Source organism: Azospira sp. (assembly GCF_030247495.1).
GTDB lineage: Bacteria > Pseudomonadota > Gammaproteobacteria > Burkholderiales > Rhodocyclaceae > Azospira > Azospira oryzae.
In genome coordinates, this window is record NZ_JAOTRW010000010.1 from 29,550 (window position 1) to 48,056 (window position 18,507).

Annotated in this window: 20 protein-coding genes; 5 read left to right on the plus strand and 15 right to left on the minus strand. The window is 68.9% G+C overall.

Annotation, left to right across the window (positions count from 1 at the left end; genetic code table 11):
- Positions 1 to 156: 156 nt before the first annotated feature.
- Positions 157 to 1,422, plus strand: a complete 1,266-nt coding sequence (gene lplT, locus OEL49_RS14960; RefSeq protein ID WP_287875413.1) for a lysophospholipid transporter LplT — start codon at positions 157 to 159, stop codon at positions 1,420 to 1,422.
- 15 nt (positions 1,423 to 1,437) lie between these two features.
- Here lplT and OEL49_RS14965 read toward each other — a convergent pair whose 3' ends face one another.
- The 7 genes from OEL49_RS14965 to OEL49_RS14995 form a co-directional block, all read right to left on the minus strand.
- The gene (locus OEL49_RS14965) at positions 1,438 to 1,944 is read right to left on the minus strand and encodes a TPM domain-containing protein (RefSeq protein ID WP_130458458.1); all 507 of its coding nucleotides are present in this window, start codon (positions 1,942 to 1,944) and stop codon (positions 1,438 to 1,440) included.
- Complete coding sequence (locus OEL49_RS14970) at positions 1,944 to 2,747, minus strand: TPM domain-containing protein (protein ID WP_308806289.1); 804 nt, start codon at positions 2,745 to 2,747, stop codon at positions 1,944 to 1,946. The genes OEL49_RS14965 and OEL49_RS14970 overlap by 1 nt, the downstream gene beginning before the upstream one ends.
- A 39-nt stretch (positions 2,748 to 2,786) precedes the next feature.
- Positions 2,787 to 3,389, minus strand: coding sequence for a LemA family protein (locus tag OEL49_RS14975; RefSeq protein WP_152089238.1), 603 nt, complete (start codon positions 3,387 to 3,389; stop codon positions 2,787 to 2,789).
- A 200-nt stretch (positions 3,390 to 3,589) separates the two neighbouring features.
- Entirely contained in the window at positions 3,590 to 4,450 is an 861-nt protein-coding gene (locus OEL49_RS14980) for a uracil-DNA glycosylase (RefSeq protein ID WP_130458455.1), read from the minus strand.
- Positions 4,447 to 4,938 (minus strand): ribosomal protein S18-alanine N-acetyltransferase, encoded by a 492-nt coding sequence (gene rimI / locus OEL49_RS14985; protein ID WP_287875419.1) that lies wholly within the window; start codon positions 4,936 to 4,938, stop codon positions 4,447 to 4,449. The genes OEL49_RS14980 and rimI overlap by 4 nt, the downstream gene beginning before the upstream one ends.
- A 3-nt stretch (positions 4,939 to 4,941) precedes the next feature.
- Complete coding sequence (tsaB, locus tag OEL49_RS14990) at positions 4,942 to 5,625, minus strand: tRNA (adenosine(37)-N6)-threonylcarbamoyltransferase complex dimerization subunit type 1 TsaB (protein ID WP_014237457.1); 684 nt, start codon at positions 5,623 to 5,625, stop codon at positions 4,942 to 4,944.
- A 380-nt stretch (positions 5,626 to 6,005) separates the two neighbouring features.
- Entirely contained in the window at positions 6,006 to 6,383 is a 378-nt protein-coding gene (locus OEL49_RS14995; RefSeq protein ID WP_043798145.1) for a hypothetical protein, read from the minus strand.
- Positions 6,384 to 6,691: 308 nt separating this feature from the next.
- Between OEL49_RS14995 and ompR the strand changes: the two genes are divergently transcribed.
- The 4 genes from ompR to OEL49_RS15015 all read left to right on the plus strand — a co-directional run bounded on the left by ompR (position 6,692) and on the right by OEL49_RS15015 (position 10,481).
- On the plus strand, positions 6,692 to 7,426 hold the full coding sequence (gene ompR, locus OEL49_RS15000; RefSeq protein ID WP_152089242.1) for a two-component system response regulator OmpR: 735 nt from the start codon (positions 6,692 to 6,694) through the stop codon (positions 7,424 to 7,426).
- Positions 7,427 to 7,439: 13 nt separating this feature from the next.
- Entirely contained in the window at positions 7,440 to 8,768 is a 1,329-nt protein-coding gene (locus OEL49_RS15005; RefSeq protein WP_287875423.1) for an ATP-binding protein, read from the plus strand.
- Between the two features lie 64 nt (positions 8,769 to 8,832).
- A complete protein-coding gene (locus tag OEL49_RS15010) occupies positions 8,833 to 9,423 on the plus strand; it encodes a phosphatase PAP2 family protein (RefSeq protein WP_287875425.1) in 591 nt (196 codons plus the stop codon).
- 62 nt (positions 9,424 to 9,485) lie between these two features.
- On the plus strand, positions 9,486 to 10,481 hold the full coding sequence (locus OEL49_RS15015; RefSeq protein WP_287875427.1) for a hypothetical protein: 996 nt from the start codon (positions 9,486 to 9,488) through the stop codon (positions 10,479 to 10,481).
- Between the two features lie 25 nt (positions 10,482 to 10,506).
- Here the strand turns inward: OEL49_RS15015 and OEL49_RS15020 are convergent, their stop codons facing one another.
- The 8 genes from OEL49_RS15020 to ispD form a co-directional block, all read right to left on the minus strand.
- A complete protein-coding gene (locus tag OEL49_RS15020; RefSeq protein ID WP_152089246.1) occupies positions 10,507 to 11,223 on the minus strand; it encodes a Crp/Fnr family transcriptional regulator in 717 nt (238 codons plus the stop codon).
- 112 nt (positions 11,224 to 11,335) lie between these two features.
- Positions 11,336 to 12,178: an HDOD domain-containing protein gene (locus tag OEL49_RS15025; RefSeq protein WP_287875431.1), complete on the minus strand. Its 843-nt coding sequence runs from the start codon at positions 12,176 to 12,178 to the stop codon at positions 11,336 to 11,338.
- Positions 12,175 to 12,492: a hypothetical protein gene (locus OEL49_RS15030; protein WP_287875433.1), complete on the minus strand. Its 318-nt coding sequence runs from the start codon at positions 12,490 to 12,492 to the stop codon at positions 12,175 to 12,177. Before OEL49_RS15030 ends, OEL49_RS15025 begins: the two co-directional genes overlap by 4 nt.
- A gap of 19 nt (positions 12,493 to 12,511) precedes the next feature.
- Positions 12,512 to 15,472 carry an EAL domain-containing protein gene (locus OEL49_RS15035; protein WP_287875435.1) on the minus strand — a complete coding sequence of 987 codons (2,961 nt, stop codon included), beginning with the start codon at positions 15,470 to 15,472 and terminating at the stop codon, positions 12,512 to 12,514.
- 3 nt (positions 15,473 to 15,475) lie between these two features.
- Complete coding sequence (locus OEL49_RS15040) at positions 15,476 to 16,699, minus strand: HD-GYP domain-containing protein (RefSeq protein WP_014237447.1); 1,224 nt, start codon at positions 16,697 to 16,699, stop codon at positions 15,476 to 15,478.
- Positions 16,696 to 17,214, minus strand: a complete 519-nt coding sequence (gene thpR, locus OEL49_RS15045; RefSeq protein WP_287875437.1) for an RNA 2',3'-cyclic phosphodiesterase — start codon at positions 17,212 to 17,214, stop codon at positions 16,696 to 16,698. Before thpR ends, OEL49_RS15040 begins: the two co-directional genes overlap by 4 nt.
- Before the next feature lie 38 nt (positions 17,215 to 17,252).
- Positions 17,253 to 17,741: a 2-C-methyl-D-erythritol 2,4-cyclodiphosphate synthase gene (gene ispF / locus OEL49_RS15050; RefSeq protein ID WP_014237445.1), complete on the minus strand. Its 489-nt coding sequence runs from the start codon at positions 17,739 to 17,741 to the stop codon at positions 17,253 to 17,255.
- On the minus strand, positions 17,738 to 18,454 hold the full coding sequence (gene ispD / locus OEL49_RS15055) for a 2-C-methyl-D-erythritol 4-phosphate cytidylyltransferase (protein WP_130458444.1): 717 nt from the start codon (positions 18,452 to 18,454) through the stop codon (positions 17,738 to 17,740). The genes ispF and ispD overlap by 4 nt, the downstream gene beginning before the upstream one ends.
- Between the last annotated feature and the right edge of the window lie 53 nt (positions 18,455 to 18,507).

An 18,507-nucleotide genomic window follows, 5' to 3' on the forward strand; every position in this document is an offset into this window, starting at 1 on the left:
AAAGCCCGTTCCGGCGGAAGCCGCCAAAGGCCCGTCCCACGGGCATTCACCCCACTTTCATCACAAAGTTAAGCCTTTCGTGGTATAAACCTTCGCCCAACAAGACCTATTCGACGCGAGACACTCCATCGCCCGCTGCCCGGGGCGACCTACCTGATGCAGATCGGCTTTTACATCATCATGGCGGCGCAGTTTTTCTCTGCGCTGGCCGACAATGCCCTGCTCATCGCCGCCATCTACGCCCTGCGCGAGATGCACGCGCCTGATGCCTATGCACCGCTGCTGAAGCTGTTCTTCACCGTCTCCTACGTCCTCCTGGCGGCCTTCGTCGGCGCCTTCGCCGATTCCATGCCCAAGTGGCGAGTGATGTTCATCAGCAACGGCATCAAGATCTTCGGCTGCGCCCTCATGTTCTTCCACGTCCATCCCCTGGCGGCCTACGCCGTGGTGGGCCTGGGCGCCGCCGCCTACTCGCCGGCCAAGTACGGCATCCTCACCGAGTACCTGCCCCACCGCCTGCTGGTCCTGGCCAACGGCTGGATCGAAGGCCTCACCGTGGGCGCCATCATCCTCGGCACGGTCCTCGGCGGCGCCCTGATCCAGCCCAAGATATCGGCCATGCTGCTCGGCTTCGACCTGCCCTTCGTCGATACCCCCATCGACACGGTGGTGGAAATGGCTCTCTGCGTGGTGGGCCTGCTCTACCTGATCGCCGCCGTCTTCAATCTCTACATCCCGGACACCGGGGTCGATCACAAGCCCCTGAAAAAGAATCCCTGGTACCTGCTGCACGAGTTCGGCCACTGTCTGGCCCTCTTGTGGCGGGACCGCCTGGGGCAGATTTCCCTAGCCGTCACCACCCTCTTCTGGGGCGCCGGCGCCACCCTGCAATTCATCGTCATCAAGTGGGCCGAGGCGGCCCTGCACCTGGACCTGTCCAAGTCCTCCATGCTGCAGGGCGTGGTGGCCCTGGGCGTGGCTGTGGGCGCCGCGGTGGCAGCCAAGTTCATCACCCTGCGCAAGTCGATCCGGGTCATTCCCCTGGGCATCGCCATGGGCATCATCGTCATCGGCATGAATTTCGTGCGGGACTTCTGGGTCGCCGTGCCTCTGCTGATCCTCATCGGCGCCCTCTCCGGCTTCTTCGTGGTGCCCATGAACGCCCTGCTGCAGCACCGGGGCCACATCCTCATGGGGGCCGGCCATTCCATCGCCGTGCAGAACTTCAACGAGAACCTCTCCATCCTCATCATGACCGGCCTCTACGCCGCCATGATCAAGGCCGACTTCTCCATCTACACCGTCATCACCCTGTTCGGCCTCTTCGTCGCCGCCGCCATGTGGCTGGTGCGCCGGCGCCACCAGGCCAACCAGCGGGAACGGGACGACGTCATCCACCTGGACGACTGCAACGCCCACTGAGCCCGGGCGCGGGCCTCAGAGCATCAGGGGCGCGTCGGGCAGTTCGTTGGGATTGGCCTGCAGGGCCGGGAAGTGCCGTTGCAGCACCGCCGTGATGTCGTCGATGGCCGCCAGACAGCCGGCCTCGAATTCTCCCCGGGCGAAAGCCGCCTCCATCCTGCGGCACACCTCCTCCCAGAAATGGGCCTCCACCCGGGCGTTAATGCCCCGGTCGGCGACGATTTCCACCTGCCGGTCGAGCAGGTCCAGATAGATCAGCACGCCGCTGTTATGCACCGTGTCCCACACCCGCAGGTCGGAAAAGAGGGCCAGGGCGCGGGCCCGGCAGCCCTCGGGCCGCAGGGCATAGCCCAGGGGCAGGCAGCCTTCCAGGACGAAGCGCAGTTCGCCCTCGTGGCGCTGTTCGGAGGCTGCAATGGCGGCCTCGATGCGGGCCAGGGACTCCCGCGGGAAAGGACGCCGGGCCAGCCATTCGGGCACCAGCAGATAGCGCAGGAAGCGCCCCAGATCGGATGCTTGCATCACCATCTCCCGGAGGCGCCACCGCCTCCAAAACCGCCGCCACCGCCGGAGAATCCCCCGCCGCCGCTCCAGCCCCCACCTCCGCCGCCGCCGACAAAGCCGCTGCCGCCGACGAGGATGAAGAGGAACACCACGATGCCGATGCCGGCCACGCCGAACAGGCTGGCGCCCATGAAGCCGGCCACCACGGCCGCCACGCCGCCGCAGGCGCCGGCCGCCAGCAGACGCCCGAAGAGGGCCCGCAGCACATTGCCGGCCACCACGGCGACCATGAAAATGGGGAAGAGCAGGTCCACGTTGAGGTCGCCGCCGCCATGGTCGGCCGCCGGCGCCGGCAGGGGCTCGCCGCCGATCACCGCCAGCAGCCGCTCCACCCCGGCCCCGATGCCGCCGGCCATGTCGCCGGCCCGGAAGCGGGGCACGATGGTCTCTTCGATGATACGCTTGGCCACCACGTCCGGCACCGCACCTTCCAGGCCGTAACCCACCTCGATGCGCACTTCCCGGTCGTTCTTGGCCACCAGCAGGATGAGGCCGTCGTCCACACCCTTGCGCCCCAGTTTCCAGGCTTCGGCGACGCGGATGCCGTACTGCTCGATGCTCTCCGGCCGCACCGTGGGCACCAGCAAGACGCCGACCTGGGCGCCCTTTTCCCGCTCGAAGGCGGCCAGGCGGTTTTCCAGGGACTGGCGCTGGGCTTCGCTGAGGGTGCCGGTGAGGTCGGTCACCCGGGCCTTCAGGGCCGGCACCGGCACCTGGGCCCAGGCCGCCGTCAGGCCGCCCAGGCAAAGGAGCAGCAGCAACCGGCAAAACCAGCGCAGGAAGGCCATGAGCGGAGCGGCTTACTTGGCCGGGGTGGCGCCGAAATCCACCTTGGGCGCGGTGGAGATGGCCTGTTCGTTTTCCACCGAGAAATTGGCCTTGGGCTGGTAGCCGAAAGCCATGGCGGTGAGGTTGTTGGGGAAGCTGCGCACCGCCACGTTGTACTCCTGGATGGCCTTGATGTAGCGGTTGCGGGCCACCGCGATGCGGTTCTCGGTGCCTTCCAGCTGGGCCTGGAGGTCGCGGAAACCGGCATCGGCCTTCAGCTGGGGATAGTTCTCGCTGACCACCAGCAGGCGCGACAGGGCCGAGGACAGTTCCCCCTGGGCCTGCTGGAAGCGGGCCAGGGCCTGGGGATCGTTGGCCAGTTCCGGCGTCGCCTGGATGCTGCCCACCTTGGCCCGGGCGGCGGTGACTTCGGTCAGCACCTTTTCCTCGTGGGCGGCGTAGCCCTTCACCGTGTTCACCAGGTTGGGCACCAGGTCGGCGCGGCGCTGGTACTGGTTGAGCACTTCCGACCAGGCGGCCTTGGACTGCTCGTCCAGGGACTGGAAGGTGTTGTAGCCGCAACCGCTGAGCAGGGCGGCGACCAGGGAAATGAGGGCTAGCAAGCGCAGGGACATGGGGACTCTCCTCGATTTGGCGGGATCAGCGCATGAAGATGGGGCATGGTAACGCAAAGTACAAGGGCATGGCCGCCGCAGCCGACGTAACGGCGAGGCGCAACGGGCATGCCATGGGGACCAGGAAGGACGGACGTTCCCGCCATGCCATGGCGGAGAATAGCGCCCCTATTGGCTCCCAGGCCTCCGGATGAACGGGATCAGCCCCCGGCCTGGCGCCGGGCGTCGGCCAGCAGGCGCCGGGCGAAGCACAGGTCTTCCCAGGCCCGGGCCTTGTCCGTGAGATTGCGCAGCAGATAGGCCGGATGGTAGGTCACCACCACCGGGATCGGCCGGCCGTTGAGCAGGTATTCGTGGGGCCGGCCCCGCAGGGAGGCCAGGGGCCGCTCCTGGGCCAGCACGCTGTGCACCGCAGCGCGGCCGAGGAGGACGATCAGCTTGGGTTGCAGCAGCTCGATCTGGCGCTGCAGGTAGGGACGGCAGGTATCCATCTCCGCCGCCTCCGGCGTGCGGTTGCCCGGCGGCCGGCATTTCACCGCATTGCCGATGTAGACGCCCCGGCCCCGCTGCAGGTCGATGGCGGCCAGCATGGCATCGAGCAGCTTGCCGGCCTGGCCGACGAAGGGCTCGCCCTGCTCGTCCTCGTCCGCACCGGGGCCTTCACCGATGAACATCCAGTCCGGCTGCTGCCGGTCACCGACGCCGAGCACCGCCTGCTTGCGCTGCTGGCACAGGGCGCAGGCCTGACAGGCGGCGACCGCGTCCTGCAACTCATCCCAGCCCATATTGCCCAGGCTGCCGGCCGGCAGGGGCGTCCGGGGCGCCGGCGCCGCACCGGAGAAGGCCGCGGCAGCGGCCGGCGGCAAAATCAGGGACGGCCGCGGCGAACGGGGAGCTTCGGCCACAGGTGCGGCGGCGGCAGCGGCGGACTCGGCCGGGGCGACGGCATCCATCGCCTCAGCCCCCTCCTCCGCCTGGCCGCGCAGGACCCACAGGGGGGTCAGTCCCATTTCATGCAGGATTTCCAGATTGCCCATGGGCCCCTCGCCGTTATGGTTCATGCCTCGATCTCCCCCAGCTCCCGGCGCAGCACCAGGGCATCCTCCCGCCCCTCGACGGCCGGGTAATAACCCTTGCGCCGGCCGATCACCTGGAAACCGTAGTTTTCATAGAGGGCCAGGGCCTTGGCGTTGGAGGGACGCACCTCCAGCAGCATGGTGACGGCGCCGCCGTGGCGCGACACCTCCATGGCAAAGCGCAGCAGCCGGGCGCCGTAGCCCCGGCCCTGGCGCTCGGCGGCGACGCTGATGTTGAGCAGGTGGGTCTCGTCCAGGGAGGGCATGAGCACCATGTAGCCCACCAGGGCGCCGCCCTCCCGGGCCACCCAGCAGCTGTAGCCGGCCTTCATGGAGTCGGCGAAATTGCCCTGGGTCCAGGGATGGGAATAGACCCGGTTTTCGATTTCCATGACCTGGGCCAGGTCCTTGCCGTTCATGGGCAGGAACTCCAGGGGAGCCAGTTCGGCGGCCAGGGCGGAAAGGGAGCGCATGGGTCAGGCCCTGCCGCCCTGGGCCAGGCGCTCGGCCACGGTCAGGGCGACCTTGTCCCGGATGTAGAGGGGCGCCGCCAGGGCCGGGTCCAGGCCTTCGCCCCGGGCCAGCCGGGGCGCCGCCAGCCGGGCCACCGCCGCTGCCGTCGGCACCCGTTGCCCGCCCAGGGGCCAGGCGGCCAGGCGTTGGCTCAGGGCCGGGTAGGCCGGTACGCCGTTGCCGCACACCGCCCAGTCTCCGGCAGCAGGCAGGGGCGCCTCTGCCGGCGGGCAGACGGTGATGGCGCCCTGCAGTTCCAGGACCTCGCCCACCCGGCGGTAGGCGCCGCAATAGACTTCGTTCATGCGGGCATCCAGATAGACCGCCACCTGGGGGCTGCCGTCGGCATAGGCCATGGCCTCCAGGGTGACCACCGGCAGTACCGGCCGGTCGAGGGCCACCGCCAGGCCCTGGGCCACGCCGCAGGCCACCCGCAGGCCGGTGAAGGCGCCCGGGCCGGCGCCGAAGGCGATGCCGTCCAGGTCCGCCATGGCCAGGCCGGCTTCGGCCATCATGGCGCGCACCAGGGGCAAGAGGGTCAGGGAGCTTTGCTCACCGGCGGGACATTCCCGGGAGAGGAGGACGCCGTCGCGCCAGAGGGCGACGGACCCCTGGTCGGTGGCGGTTTCGAGGGCCAGCAGATTCATGGGGAGCGATTTTAACCCAGGCCCGGCCCTTCCCCGCCCCGGCATTGGGGTCGGCAAAAAAAAGGCGAAAAAAAGCGTGTCAAGACTTGACTTATGCACAAACAGCCCGCCCCTTGGCCCGGGGAGCCGCTTTCCGGCCACGATGACAGGCGGGAGCCAGCACCGACGTTGTATCTATTTGTTTTTATTGAAATTACCAGCAAAGCCGTTTTTTTGGGCAGAGTAAGAAAAATCCTTATCCCCGGGCTACTTAGGCCATCTGTCCGGCAATAACCCACAAAGTTATCCACAGCTTGTGTGAACAAGTCCGCAAGTACCGGGTGGATCAGGATTTTTTATCGACGACGGGCTCACAACCCGTCCCACGGCCGGATGGCCGCTCAGGGATGACGGGGAGAGCGGGGCGCCGGCGGCAGCCCTTCCGGGTACAGGGGACGGCGCTCTTCCCGGGGGTAGAACTCCCGGCCGGCCTCGTGCACATCCCGCCGCAGGCGCTGCCGTTCTTCCGGCGACAGGCGCCGCCGCTCCTCGCCCGGCGCAAAACCGGGAGGCCCCTCCTCCCGCTCGGCCTGGCGGGAATTGAGCCACTGGCGCCGGGCTTCCCGCCGCTCTTCCTTGCTCAGGCGGGCGTGGGGGTCCTCCGCCCGCTCCATGCGCAGGCCGCCTTCGGCCTGGGCCAGCAGGCGCGGCTCCTCCGGCCGGGCCCAGAGGGAGGCGGCAGAGAGCAGCAGGAGAGCGGAGAGGAACAGTCGTTTCATATGCACCATGGAATCACTACAACCGGCAACGTCGCCGTCACGGCGGGAAAACCCGCGCAACCCCGGAGCCCGGGCCGGCGACGGCGCACAGTGTGCCCAAATTGCCGGGCCGCTTCCAGAGCGGCAGCCACGACGCCATCCTAACGCCTGGATGCAAGCCCGGCCCCGCCTGGATGTAAGGCCGGCCCACGGCTTTGTAAATAATTGTTTCCCCAGCCCCGGTCTGCAACGCGGCGTAACGACTTGGCCCCCGCCGGGCCCGGCGGAGCCCTGTTGCCGGGGCACGGAACCGGTTAGCATTGCCAGCCATGAGCGAAAACAAACAACGCATTCTCGTCGTAGACGACGACCAGCGCCTGCGGGACCTGCTGCTGCGCTACCTGGGCGAACAGGGTTTCGTCGTCAAGACGGCGGAAAACGCCCCGGCCATGGACAAGCTGCTGGCCCGGGAGACCTTCGACCTGCTGGTGCTGGACCTGATGCTGCCCGGCGAGGACGGCCTCTCGATCTGTCGCCGCCTGCGGGCCGCCGACCCGCACCAGGCGGTGCTCATGCTCACCGCCAAGGGCGACGAGATCGACCGCATCGTCGGCCTGGAAATGGGCGCCGACGACTACCTGCCCAAGCCCTTCAACCCCCGCGAGCTGGTGGCCCGCATCCATGCGGTGCTGCGCCGCCGCGCCCTGCCGCCGCCGGGCTCCCCGGTGGAGGCCGAAGGCACGGTGCAGGTGGGCGAGATCAGTATCGACCTGGCCACCCGCCGCCTCACCCGGGGCGCCGAGGGCGAGGCGGTGATGCTCACCACCGGGGAATTCGCCGTGCTCAAGGTGCTGCTGCAGCACCCGCGCCAGCCCCTTTCCCGGGACCGCCTGATGAGCCTGGCCCGGGGCCGGGAACAGGGCCCCTTCGACCGGGCCATCGACGTGCAGATTTCCCGCCTGCGCAAGCTGATCGAGCCGGATCCCCAGACCCCGCGCTACATCCAGACCGTCTGGGGCTTCGGCTACGTGTTCGTGCCGGACGGCCAGGGCACCGCTGCCTGAGCCCCCGCCGGCCATGAAACTGCCGCGCGCCCTGCAGCGCCTGCTGCCCCGTACCCTGCTGGTGCGGGCCTTCATCCTGGTGGCGGTGCTGCTGCTGGTCTCCGTCTCGGTCTGGGTCGCCCTGTTCCGGGCCGCCGAGCGGGAACCCCGGGCCCGCCAGCTAGCCCAGCTCACCGCCAGCGTCGCCAACATCACCCGGGCCGCCCTGCTCAGCGCCGACCCGGTGCTGCGCCGCGACCTGCTGCGGGAACTGTCGGAACGGGAAGGCCTGCGCCTCTACCCGGCGGAAGAGCAGGACCGGGTCACGCCCCTGCCCGACCGGGAGTTCTTCACCATCTTCCAGCGCGAAGCCTTCCAGCTGATGGGGCCCCAGGCCAGCTTCGCCATCGCCGTAAACGACCAGCCTGGCTTCTGGATCCGCTTTTCCATGGAGGAAGGGGACGATTACTGGCTGGTGCTGCCGCGGGAGCGCACCGAGCGCAACCCGACCTGGCAGTGGCTGGGCTGGGGCGCCGTCTCCCTGGTGCTGTCCCTGGTGGTGGCCTGGCTCATCGTCGCCCGCATCGCCCGCCCCCTGAAGATCATGGCCCGGGCCGCCCGGGCCGTGGGCCGTGGCGAGCGGCCGCCCACCCTGGCCGAAGAAGGGGCCGAGGAAGTACGCCTGCTGGCCCGGGCCATGAACCAGATGTCCGCCGACCTGGCCCGCCTGGAAAGCGAACGGGCCCTGGTGCTGGCCGGCATCTCCCACGATCTGCGCACCCCCCTGGCGCGCATGCGCCTGGCGGCGGAAATGGGGGTGGAGGACGAAAGCCTGCGGGCCGGCATGAACGACGACATCACCCAGATGGACGGCATCATCGGCCAGTTCCTCGATTACGCCCGGGGCGAGGAGCAGGAGCCGGAAGAAAGCGCCGATCCCAACCAGTTGCTGGCCACCCTGGCCCGCCGCTGCCAGGAGCGGCAGGAACCGGTGCAACTGCAGACATCGCCCCTGCCGCCCCTGCGGCTGCGCCCCCGGGCCCTGGAACGGGCCCTGACCAACCTCATCGGCAACGCCCGCAAATACGGCGGCGGCGACATCACCCTGGCCTCCGGCATCGCCGACGGACAAGCCTTCCTCGCCGTGCTGGACCGGGGACCGGGCATCCCCCCCGCCGAAGTGGAACGGCTGAAGCGCCCCTTCACCCGCCTCGAGGCCGCCCGCAGCGACACCACCGGCACCGGCCTGGGCCTGGCCATCGTCGAACGCATCGCCCGCCTGCACGGCGGCCGCCTGGAGTTGTCGCCCCGGGAGGGCGGCGGCCTGGCCGCCCGCCTGCTGCTGCCCCTGCCCCCCGCCTGAGCCCATGGGACGCCTTTCTCCACGGCCCCTGGCCGGGCGAGCCCTGGGCACGGCCATCTTCGGAATGGCCTGCCTGACAGCCTTGTGGTTGCTGGCCCCCCGGGGCATCCCGGCCTGGGACCGGGCCCTGCTCGACCTTTTCGCCCAGATCCGCAGCCCCCTGCTGGACCGGGCCATGGGCAGCCTCACCTGGCTCGGTTCCCTCTGGCTGCTGCTGCCGGCCAGCCTGTTGCTGGGCCTCCTGGCGCACCGCCGTCGGCCCCGGGCCTGGCTGCCGGCCGCCTCCCTGGGCCTTGCCATCGGCATCGGCTACCTGGCCAAGAGTCTCATCCAGCGCCCCCGGCCCGACCTCCACCCGGCCCTGGACGGCCTCGCCACCCACGCCTCCTTCCCCAGCCTGCACAGCGCCCAGGCCCTGGCCTTCGGCATCGCCCTCGGCCTCCTGCTGCAACGCTCCTGGGTCCTGGCAGCGGCAGCCGTGCTGGGGCTGGCAGTGGGTGTCTCCCGCCTCTACCTGCAGGTGCATTTCCCCAGCGACGTGCTGGCCGGCGCCCTCCTCGGCGGCCTCACCGCCCTGGTCCTGGACCGGCTGTGGCACCCGGCGGCGGCGCAGACGACCCGCACCGAGCAAGACGACGGCATACAAATCCGGTAGCCTGCAGGCCTGCGGGAACGCCCGTTCCCTCACCGATCGAGTTTTTGCAGGAGCTTGCCCCGATGTACAACGACGAGGATCTGGCGGCCGCCGTGCGCGACGGCGTGCTCAGCCAGGAGGCGGTGGATGCCTTCCAGGCCTATATGGTGCAGGGCCGGCCCCTGCCGGTGGTGGATGAGGAGCACTTCCGCCTGGTCAGCGGCTTCAACGACATTTTCGTGGTCATCGCCTGCCTGCTGCTCCTGGCCGCCCTCGGCTGGCTCGGCAGCCGCGTCCATGACGGCGCCGGCCCCCTGCTGGTGGCCGCCACGGCCTGGGGCCTGGCCGAGTTCTTCACCCGCCAGCGGCGCCTGGCCCTGCCCTCCATCGTGCTTCTGCTGGCTTTCGTCGGCGGCCTGGTGGGCATGACCGTGGCCGTGCTGCGGCCCCTGGACAGCGTTTCCCTGCCCCTGGCGGGGCTCCTCGGCGGCCTCGGCGCCTGGCTGCACTGGCGGCGTTTCCGCGTGCCCATCACCGTCGCCGCCGGCGCCGCCGCGGTGGCCGGCACCCTGCTGGCCATGCTCTTCCTCAAATCAACGCTGGCCCGGGAATGGTATGCCCCCATCACCTTCGTCGCCGGCATGGCGGTGTTCGCCCTGGCCATGGCCTGGGACACGGCCGATCCGCAGCGCAAAACCCGCCGCGCCGACGTGGCCTTCTGGCTGCACCTGCTGGCGGCGCCCCTGCTGGTCCATCCCATTTTCACGTCGCTGCAGATGTTCTCCCGGGAGGCCACCCTGCTTCAGGCCGCCGCGGCGCTTCTCATCTACGCCCTGCTGGGACTGCTGTCCCTGGCCATCGACCGGCGCGCCCTGATGGTGTCGGCCCTGGCCTATCTGCTCTACGCCTTCACCGCCCTGCTGAAGAACCTGGGCATGGTCAGCCTCAGCTTCGCCTTCACCGCCCTCTGCATCGGCGCCGCCCTGCTCCTGCTCTCGGCCTTCTGGCACACCTGCCGCAGCCGCGTCGTCAGCGTCCTGCCAGCCCCCTGGCAAGAGCGTCTGCCGCCGCTGCACTGAGGGCGGCCTGAGTGGCGGCTGCGGCCTACAGATCGCAGCCGTGGGGGCAGACGTAGCCCGCCAGCTGCTCTACGTCCTTCACCTGCAGGCGGTTGCCCTCCTGGGTGATGAGACCCCGTTCGGTCAGGTCCCGCAGGGCCCGGGAGAGATGGGTCTGGCTGATGCTGAGGCGGGAGGCCAGATTCTTCTTCGGCACCGGGATGGCCAGGCTGAGGGAATCCTTGAGGGTCAGGCGGGAGGTCTCGAAGCCGCAGATCAGGTAGCAGGCCAGGCGCTGCACGGCGGTCTTGGAATAGAAGGTGACCACGTCGGCGTAGAGCAGGCAGATGCGCTCGGACACCAACTCCAGGAAGCGCTGGGCGAAAGGCCAGGATTCGTCCATCCAGGCCAGCACCTCGGCCGGGGGAATGCGCAGCATCACCGTCGGCGTCAGGCTGCGGGCCCAGTAGTTGATGGCTTTCTGGTCGCTGACGGTTTCTTCCGCCAGGGTTTCCCCCGACTTGATGAAGTGCAGCACCTTCTCTTCCCCTTCGGCGTTGCAGAAGAAGATTTCGACGGAGCCGTGCACCAGGATGTAGAGCCCCGGGGAGCGGGTGCCCCGCTCCAGGAAGCAGCAGTCCTCCGGCACCTGCAGCCGGTTCTCGGGACGGTTCAGGATATCGTTGAAGCGCTCGCTCTCCTCCAGTCCGGCAAAGAGGCGGGAGGACTTGAGCAGGGCGATTTCATGGGGAGTGAAGGACACAGGGAAGTCCAGACCGACGGTGGGTGACTCCCCTAAGCTACGCCGCCCCCGGCGGCGAATCCTTGATTTTGGCTAAACCCGGGGGCATAAGCGCCCCGGGTGCGGCGGCCCTTCAGATGTTGAGGGCGGTGCACACATCCTCGAACTGGTCTTCCACCGTCGCCAGCATCTGCTTGAAACGGCCCCAGTCGATGCCGAGCCGGTTCCAGGCCACGGCGGAGAGGGGCGGCACCAGTTCATCCTCCCGGGGACACAGGTCCAGGGCATGGGCCATGACGTCGGCCACATGGACGACACCGGCGAGGGAATCGGCGGTGGCCTCCTCCGGGGCGTGGTGATGGGCCACTGCCGCCTGGATGGAAGGGGCGAAGTGCCAGCGTTCGGCCAGGGCCTGGCCCACCTGGGCATGGTCCAGGCCCAGCACGTCCCGTTCGGCGGTGAGGAGGAAGCAGTCGTGCTTCTTCTGGTAGGCCAGGGCCTCCCGGTACTCGTCGGGGAAACAGGTAACCAGCACCAGGCGGCCGATATCGTGCAGCAGGCCGGCGGTGAAGGCACCGTCCTCGGAGACGCCGGCCTCCGCCGCCAGGGTGCGGGCGCACAGGGCGACACCGACGCAGTGCTGCCAGAACAGGCGCTGGTCGAACCAGCTGTGGCGGGACTGGGCAAAGGCGCCGGTGACGGCGGCGGCGGCCACCAGGGAGCGGATCTGGCGCAGGCCCAGGATCACGGTGGCATCCTGGATGCTGGCCACCTTGCTCTGCAGGCCGTAGAAGGGGGAATTGGCCACCTTCAGGGCCTTGGCCGCCAGGGCCTGGTCCAGGGCGATCTTGTTGGCCAGCTCGTCCGCATTGACGTCGTCCTTGTCGGCCGACTGCAGCAGTTCGATCACCACCACCGGCAGGGACGGCAACTGACGCACCGCCTCCACCACCTGTTGCGCTTGCAGGGTCTTCATTGGGGGCGCTCCTGGCGGTATTCCAGCATCAGGCGCAGCAACTCCTGGGAGGCCGGGTCGCCGGCCTGGCGGAACAGGTGCTGCAGGCGCAGCCGGGAAGCCTCCCGGCGGGCCATGAGGGCGCCCTCGTCCACCGGCGCCTCGATGCGGATGGTCAGGGTTTCGATGCCGCGCCGGGCCAGGGAGCGCAGGCTGGACTCGGCCAGTTCGGAGCCCCTGGGCAGCAGGATCTGACCGGCGGCATCCCGCAGGTCGTCCCCCAGCAGCATGCCCGGCTGGGCTTCCTCCAGGGGTATTTGTTTGACGGTGCTCATTGTTTCTTTTCCATGGGTGCTACAGGGGCAACAGCAACAGCAGGTGTCCCCGGGTCTTGGCATCGTTGCCGAAAGGCTGGCACAGGGCGCGGCAACGGCCGCCCTGGTTCAAGGTGATTTCCCGGCTGCCGCCGCCCGCCTGCAGCAGCGCCAGCAGCTCCGGCGGCAGCAGGTCGGCGCTCTCGTTGCCGATCAGACCGCAGGCCGGCCACAACCGTTCCGCCGCCGCATTGGCGTAGGCCACCATGCCGCTGGCGTCCACCCCCAGCACCGCCGCCGGCAGCTCCTGCAGCACCTCGTGGGCGATACCGGTGGCCTGCTGGGGCCGCATTTCCTGACGGGCGTGGCTGGCCAGGAGGGACTCCAGCTCCTGGCCGAGGCGAGACAGCTCCAGGCCGGCGCTGTGGACCTCCTGAGTCAGGCGCTGGTTCTCCAGCAGCAGACTGTGCTGGCGCAGGGCTTCGAGGACGCCGGCGACCAGCACTTCCGTGCCCACGTCCCGGGACAAGAGATGGCCCGCCAGATGGGGCGGCAGTTCGGCGGCAGCCGCCGCCATGTTGTCGGCTGAGGACAGCAGCAGGAAGCCGGCCTCCGGCTGCAACTGGCCCGCCCGTTCGAGGAAGGCCTGGCCGGCGCTGTCGGTGAGCCCGGCATCGGCGACGATGGCGTCCACCCGCTGGCAGGCCAGGGCCGCCAGCCCCTCTTCGCCGCCACCGGCCAGCAGCACCCGCAGGTTGGCCTCCTCCAGGGCCCGGCCGAGGGTCAGGCGCAGGGCCGGCGCCGTCAGCACCAGCAGGACCGTCGGCACCTGCGCCCCCCGGGCCCGCAGGCGGCCCGGCAGCACCCGCCCCTTGTCGAGCAGGGCCAGGGCCTCCGGCGCCGGCACCGGACGGCTGAAGTAGTAGCCCTGCATCTCGTCGCAGTGGTTGGCCACCAGCAGGGCGATCTGGCCCTCGGTCTCCACCCCTTCGGCCACCACCTTGAGGCGCAGATTGTGGGCCATGGTGATGACGGCCCGGGTGATGGAGGCATCCCCCGGATCGGCGGTGATGTCCTGGACGAAGGCCCGGTCCACCTTGACCGTATCCAGGGGCAGGCGCTTCAGATAGGCCAGGCTGGAATAGCCGGTGCCGAAATCGTCCACCGACAGCTGCACGCCCATGGCCTTGAGCCGGTTGAGCAACGCGATATTGTCCTCGACGTGGCTCATCAGCAGGCTCTCGGTCAGTTCCAGCTCCAGGGCCTGGGGCGGCAGCCCGGAATCCTCCAGGGCCTGGCGCACGTCCTGCACCAGGGCCTCGGACTGCAGCTGGCGGGCCGACAGGTTCACCGCCACCGTCAGCTGCCCGTGACCGGCCAGGTGCCATGCCGCCGCCTGCTGACAGGCCTGCTGCAGCACCCAGGTGCCGACGGGCACGATGAGCCCGGTTTCTTCCAGCAGGGGAATGAATTCCATGGGCGAGACCAGACCCCGCACCGGATGCTGCCAGCGCAGCAGGGCCTCGAAGCCGGTGATGCCGCCGTGGCTGCAACTGACCTTGGGCTGGAAGTGGAGGATGAATTCCTGGCGCTGCACCGCCCGCCGCAGGTCCGTCTCCAGTTGCAGCTGCTCCTTGACCCGGGCGTTCATGGCGGCGGTGAAGAACTGGAAGTTGTTGCGTCCCAGCTCCTTGGCCCGGTACATGGCCGTGTCGGCGTTGCGGATGAGCTTTTCCAGGTCGTCGCAATCGTCCGGGTAGAGGGTGATGCCGATGGAGGCGGAGACGAACAGCTCCTGCCCTTCCAGGGTGATGGGCTGGGCCAGGGTGTCCACCAGGCGGCGGGCCACCACGGTGACGTCGTACTCCCGCTCCGGGTCCGGCACCAGCACGGCAAACTCGTCGCCGCCCAGGCGCCCCACCGTGTCGCTGGCCCGCAGACAGCCGCCGATGCGGGTGGCCACCTGCTGCAACAGGGCGTCGCCGGCCAGGTGGCCCAGGGTGTCGTTGACCACCTTGAAACGATCCAGGTCGATGAACATCACCGCCAGCCGGCCGCCCTGGCGCTGCACCATGGCCAGGGCCGCCTTCAGGCGCTCGCGGAAGAGCAGGCGGTTGGGCAGGCCGGTGAGGCTGTCGAAGTGGGCCAGATGGGTCAGGCGCTGCTGGGCTTCCACCGTCTCGGTGACGTTGAGGTGCATCACCACCGCGCCCCGGTTGCCCCGGGCTTCCAGGGGCGTCACCAGAACGCGGAACCAGCGCTTCTCGGTGGGCGAATGACAGGCATAGACCAGGGAAAATTCGTGCTGCAGACCGTCGATCACGGCACGGATGCCGACGGCGATGTCCTGGGCCTCTTCCGCCGATTCGCCCCAGGACCTCTCGCAGACCCGGATGTAGTTGCAGCCTACGCCGGCGCTGCTCGGATCATGGCTGTTCTCGGCGGCGAAACGGCTCCAGGGCTCGTTCACCGCGACGATGACGCCCTCGGCGTCGAGGATCGCGATATGGGCCGGCAGGGCGTCCAGCACGCCCTTCTGCACCGCCTCGCTGGCCCGCAGGGCTTCCCGTTGCAGCACCAGGTCGGTGATGTCGGTGCCGACGCCGCCGACGCTGTGGACATTGCCCTGCTCGTCCTTCATGTCGAAGCTGCGGATGTGCAGCCAGCGCTCGCCGCCGTTGGGATGGACGATGCGCACCACCTCGTTGACCCCGCCCCGGGGATTGCGCCGCACCGCCTCGCGCATGCGGTCCAGGTCGTCCGGGTGGATGAAGCGCAGCCAGTCGAAGCGGTTGCGGTAGAGGTCTTCCACCGAGCCGCCCCAGTGGGTGGCGTAGGCCGGATTGGCATAGACCACGCGGCGGGCGGCGATGTCGATCAGCCAGAAGCTTTCCGGGATGTTGTCCGCCAGCTGGACGAAGCGGTTCTCGCCCTGCCGCAGGCGGGTCAGCACATTCTCGATGCCGCGGGTTTCGCGGGGAGCGGGCGGTGGCTTGGGCATGCTTCAGGAAAGGAAACGATTGACGTCGATGCCCCACTTCAGGGGGGATTCATGGGTGACGATGCGGTCGCCGCCGCCATGGCCAAAGGGCCGGGAGAGGTCCACATCCTGGGGCGGCAGGTAGTACTGGCGCTTGGCGTCGTAGATGACCCGCACCAGGGGCTGCAGCAGGTTCTTTTCCCGCTGTTCCACCACCACGCCGAGACGCTCGCTCTCCAGGCGCACCAGGGTGCCCACCGGGTAGATGCCGATGCTCTTGACGAAAATCTGGAACAGGGCCGGATCAAAGTGGTACTTGCTCCAGTCGAAAAGCTTGCGCATGGCTTCCCCCGGATTGACGCCCCGATGATAAACCCGGTCGGTGGTGATGGCGTCATACACATCGACGATGGCCGCCATGCGTCCCACCTGGGAAATCTCCTCGCCCTTGAGGCCCCGGGGATAGCCGCTGCCGTCGAAACGCTCGTGGTGGTGCTCCATGATGTCGAAGGCCAGCTGGGGAATGCCCGCCGTCTGGTGCAGGATGTCGGAACCCTGGACCACGTGGGATTTCACGTGCAGGTATTCCTCGTCGGTCAGCTTGCCCGGCTTGGCCAGGATCTCGGCATGGATGCGCACATAGCCGATGTCGTGCAGCAGGCCGCCCAGGGCCACCTGGTGGATGGTCGCCAGGTCCATGTCCATGGCCTTGGCGAAGGCCGCCAGCATGGCACAGACGCCCACCGAGTGCTGGTAGGTGTAGTCGTCCCGCTGCTGCAGGCGGCGCAGGGTGAACATGGCGTTGCTGTTGCGGATGACGGAGTTGGTGATCTTCTCCACCGCCAGCTTCACCGATTCCATCTCGATCTGGCGCCCCAGGCGGGCGTTGTCCATGACGCTGCGCACCAGGCGGGCCCCCTCGTTGAAGGCCCCCTTGGCCTTGGCCAGTTCCTCCGCCAGGCTGGTACGGGGCGGCGGTGCCTTGTTTTCCGGCGCCTCGGCCATCCTTTCCAGATCCTGCTGGCTGCTCCGTGCCGCCTCCTGGGCCGTGGGCACGTCGTCCACATCCAGCCCCTTGGCGGTGTCGATGAACACCTCCCGGATGCCGGCACGGCGGATTTTCAGCACCTGCTCCTGGTCTTCCAGCAGCAGGCTGTTGCGCAGGAAGGGATGATCCATCCAGCCCGCATTGACGTCGCTGACATACATGCCGACCCGGATCTGGGCCACGGGAATCTTCTTGATCATGCCGAGCCCTCCACCGGCCAGCGGGCCAGGGTCTCGTAGGCGGCACCGCCGGCCTGGCGGCGGGAGCGCAGCAGGGCGAAATCCGTGGCGCGCCAGGACAGGGGCAAGGCCTCCTCCCGGCAGGGCGGCGCCACGGGGGCGCGGCGCACCAGGGTCACGTGGGGCACGAAGGGACGGGGTTCCAGGGCAAAGCCCCGCTCGCCCACAGCCGCCGCCAGGGCGTCAGCGAGGCCGTGCAGGGCAGCGACAGGAGTGCGGCAGCCGATCCAGGCGAGGTGGTTGTGCTGCCAGTAGCCAAAATGATCCAGGGAAAACTCCAGGGGAAATACGTGGTGCATGACTTGTTGCCGGGCCACCAGGCGGCCGGCTTCCTGCAGGGCCGGCAGGGTTTCGAGGGGAACGTCGCCGAGAAAGGCTAGGGTCAGGTGCAGGGTCTCCCGGGCCATGGCGCGGCCGCCCACGGCCGCCGCCTGGGCTTCGGCCAAGGCCGCCTCGGGCCAGAGGGCGAAAAACACCCGGGCCCGTTCTGGGGACGCTGCCTGACCGGACAAAGTCACTCCCGTTCAATGAGGACGGCGGCCTGGGCTTCCATGCCCTCCTCCCGACCGGCAAAACCGAGCCGTTCGCAGGTCTTGGCCTTGACGTTGACCCGCTCGGCGGCCAGCCCCAGATCGGCGGCGATATTGGCCACCATGGCCGGAATATGGGCCGCCAGTTTGGGCCGCTGGGCCACCACCGTGGCGTCCACATTGACCACGCGCCAGCCCGCCTGCTGCAGCAGGCTGAGGGTGTGGCGCAGCAGCACCCGGCTGTCGGCCCCCTTCCAGCGCGGATCGGAATCGGGGAAATGGCGGCCGATGTCGCCCAGGGCGGCAGCGCCGAGCAGGGCGTCGGTAATGGCGTGCAGCAGGGCGTCGGCATCGGAATGGCCGAGCAGCCCCAGTTCGTGGGGAATGGTGACGCCGCCCAGGATCAGGGCCCGTCCCGGCACCAGGGCGTGCACATCCCAGCCCTGGCCGACGCGAATTTCCTTGTGACTCATGCCAATGCTCCAAGGGCGGCCCGGGGGCCGAGGCGGCTGCGCAGGATGGCCTCCGCCAGGGACAGGTCCGCCGGATAGGTAACCTTGAGATTGCTGGCGTCGCCCTTCACCAGCCGGGGCTTGAGGCCCAGGGCCTCGATGGCGCCGGCCTCGTCGGTGACGTCCGGGTTGGCTGCCAGGGCCCGGCACAGGGTGCCGTAGCGGAACATCTGGGGCGTCTGGGCCTGCCACAGGCCGTCCCGGGGCACGGTGGCCGCGGCCCGCTGCTGCACATCGGCCCGCTTCAGGGTGTCGGCCACGGGCACCGCCAGGATGCCGCCCACCGGATCGTCCGCCAGTTCCGCCACCAGGGCGTCGATCATGGCGGCGGCCAGGCAGGGCCGGGCCGCATCGTGCACCAGCACCCAGTCGTCCTCGGCGGCCGCCATCTGGGCTGCCCTGAGGCCGCTGGCCACGCTCTGGGCCCGGGTGGCGCCGCCGTGGAAGACGGTTTCCAGCTTGGGCCCGAGGGCGCTCCAGTCGTATTCCCGCCACCACTCGTCCCCCGGCGACAGCACCACCCATACCCGGTCGATGGCCGGATGGCGGCACAGGGCCGCCAGGGTGTGGTGGATGAGGGGTTGTCCCGCCAGGGGAAGATACTGTTTGGGAGTGTCGCTGCCGAAGCGGGAACCGCTGCCGGCAGCGGGAACGATTGCGTAGTGTCGGGCCATGCATTAATTTTAACAGGAGGGGCCTCGTCATAACCGGCCGGCCGGGGGACTTT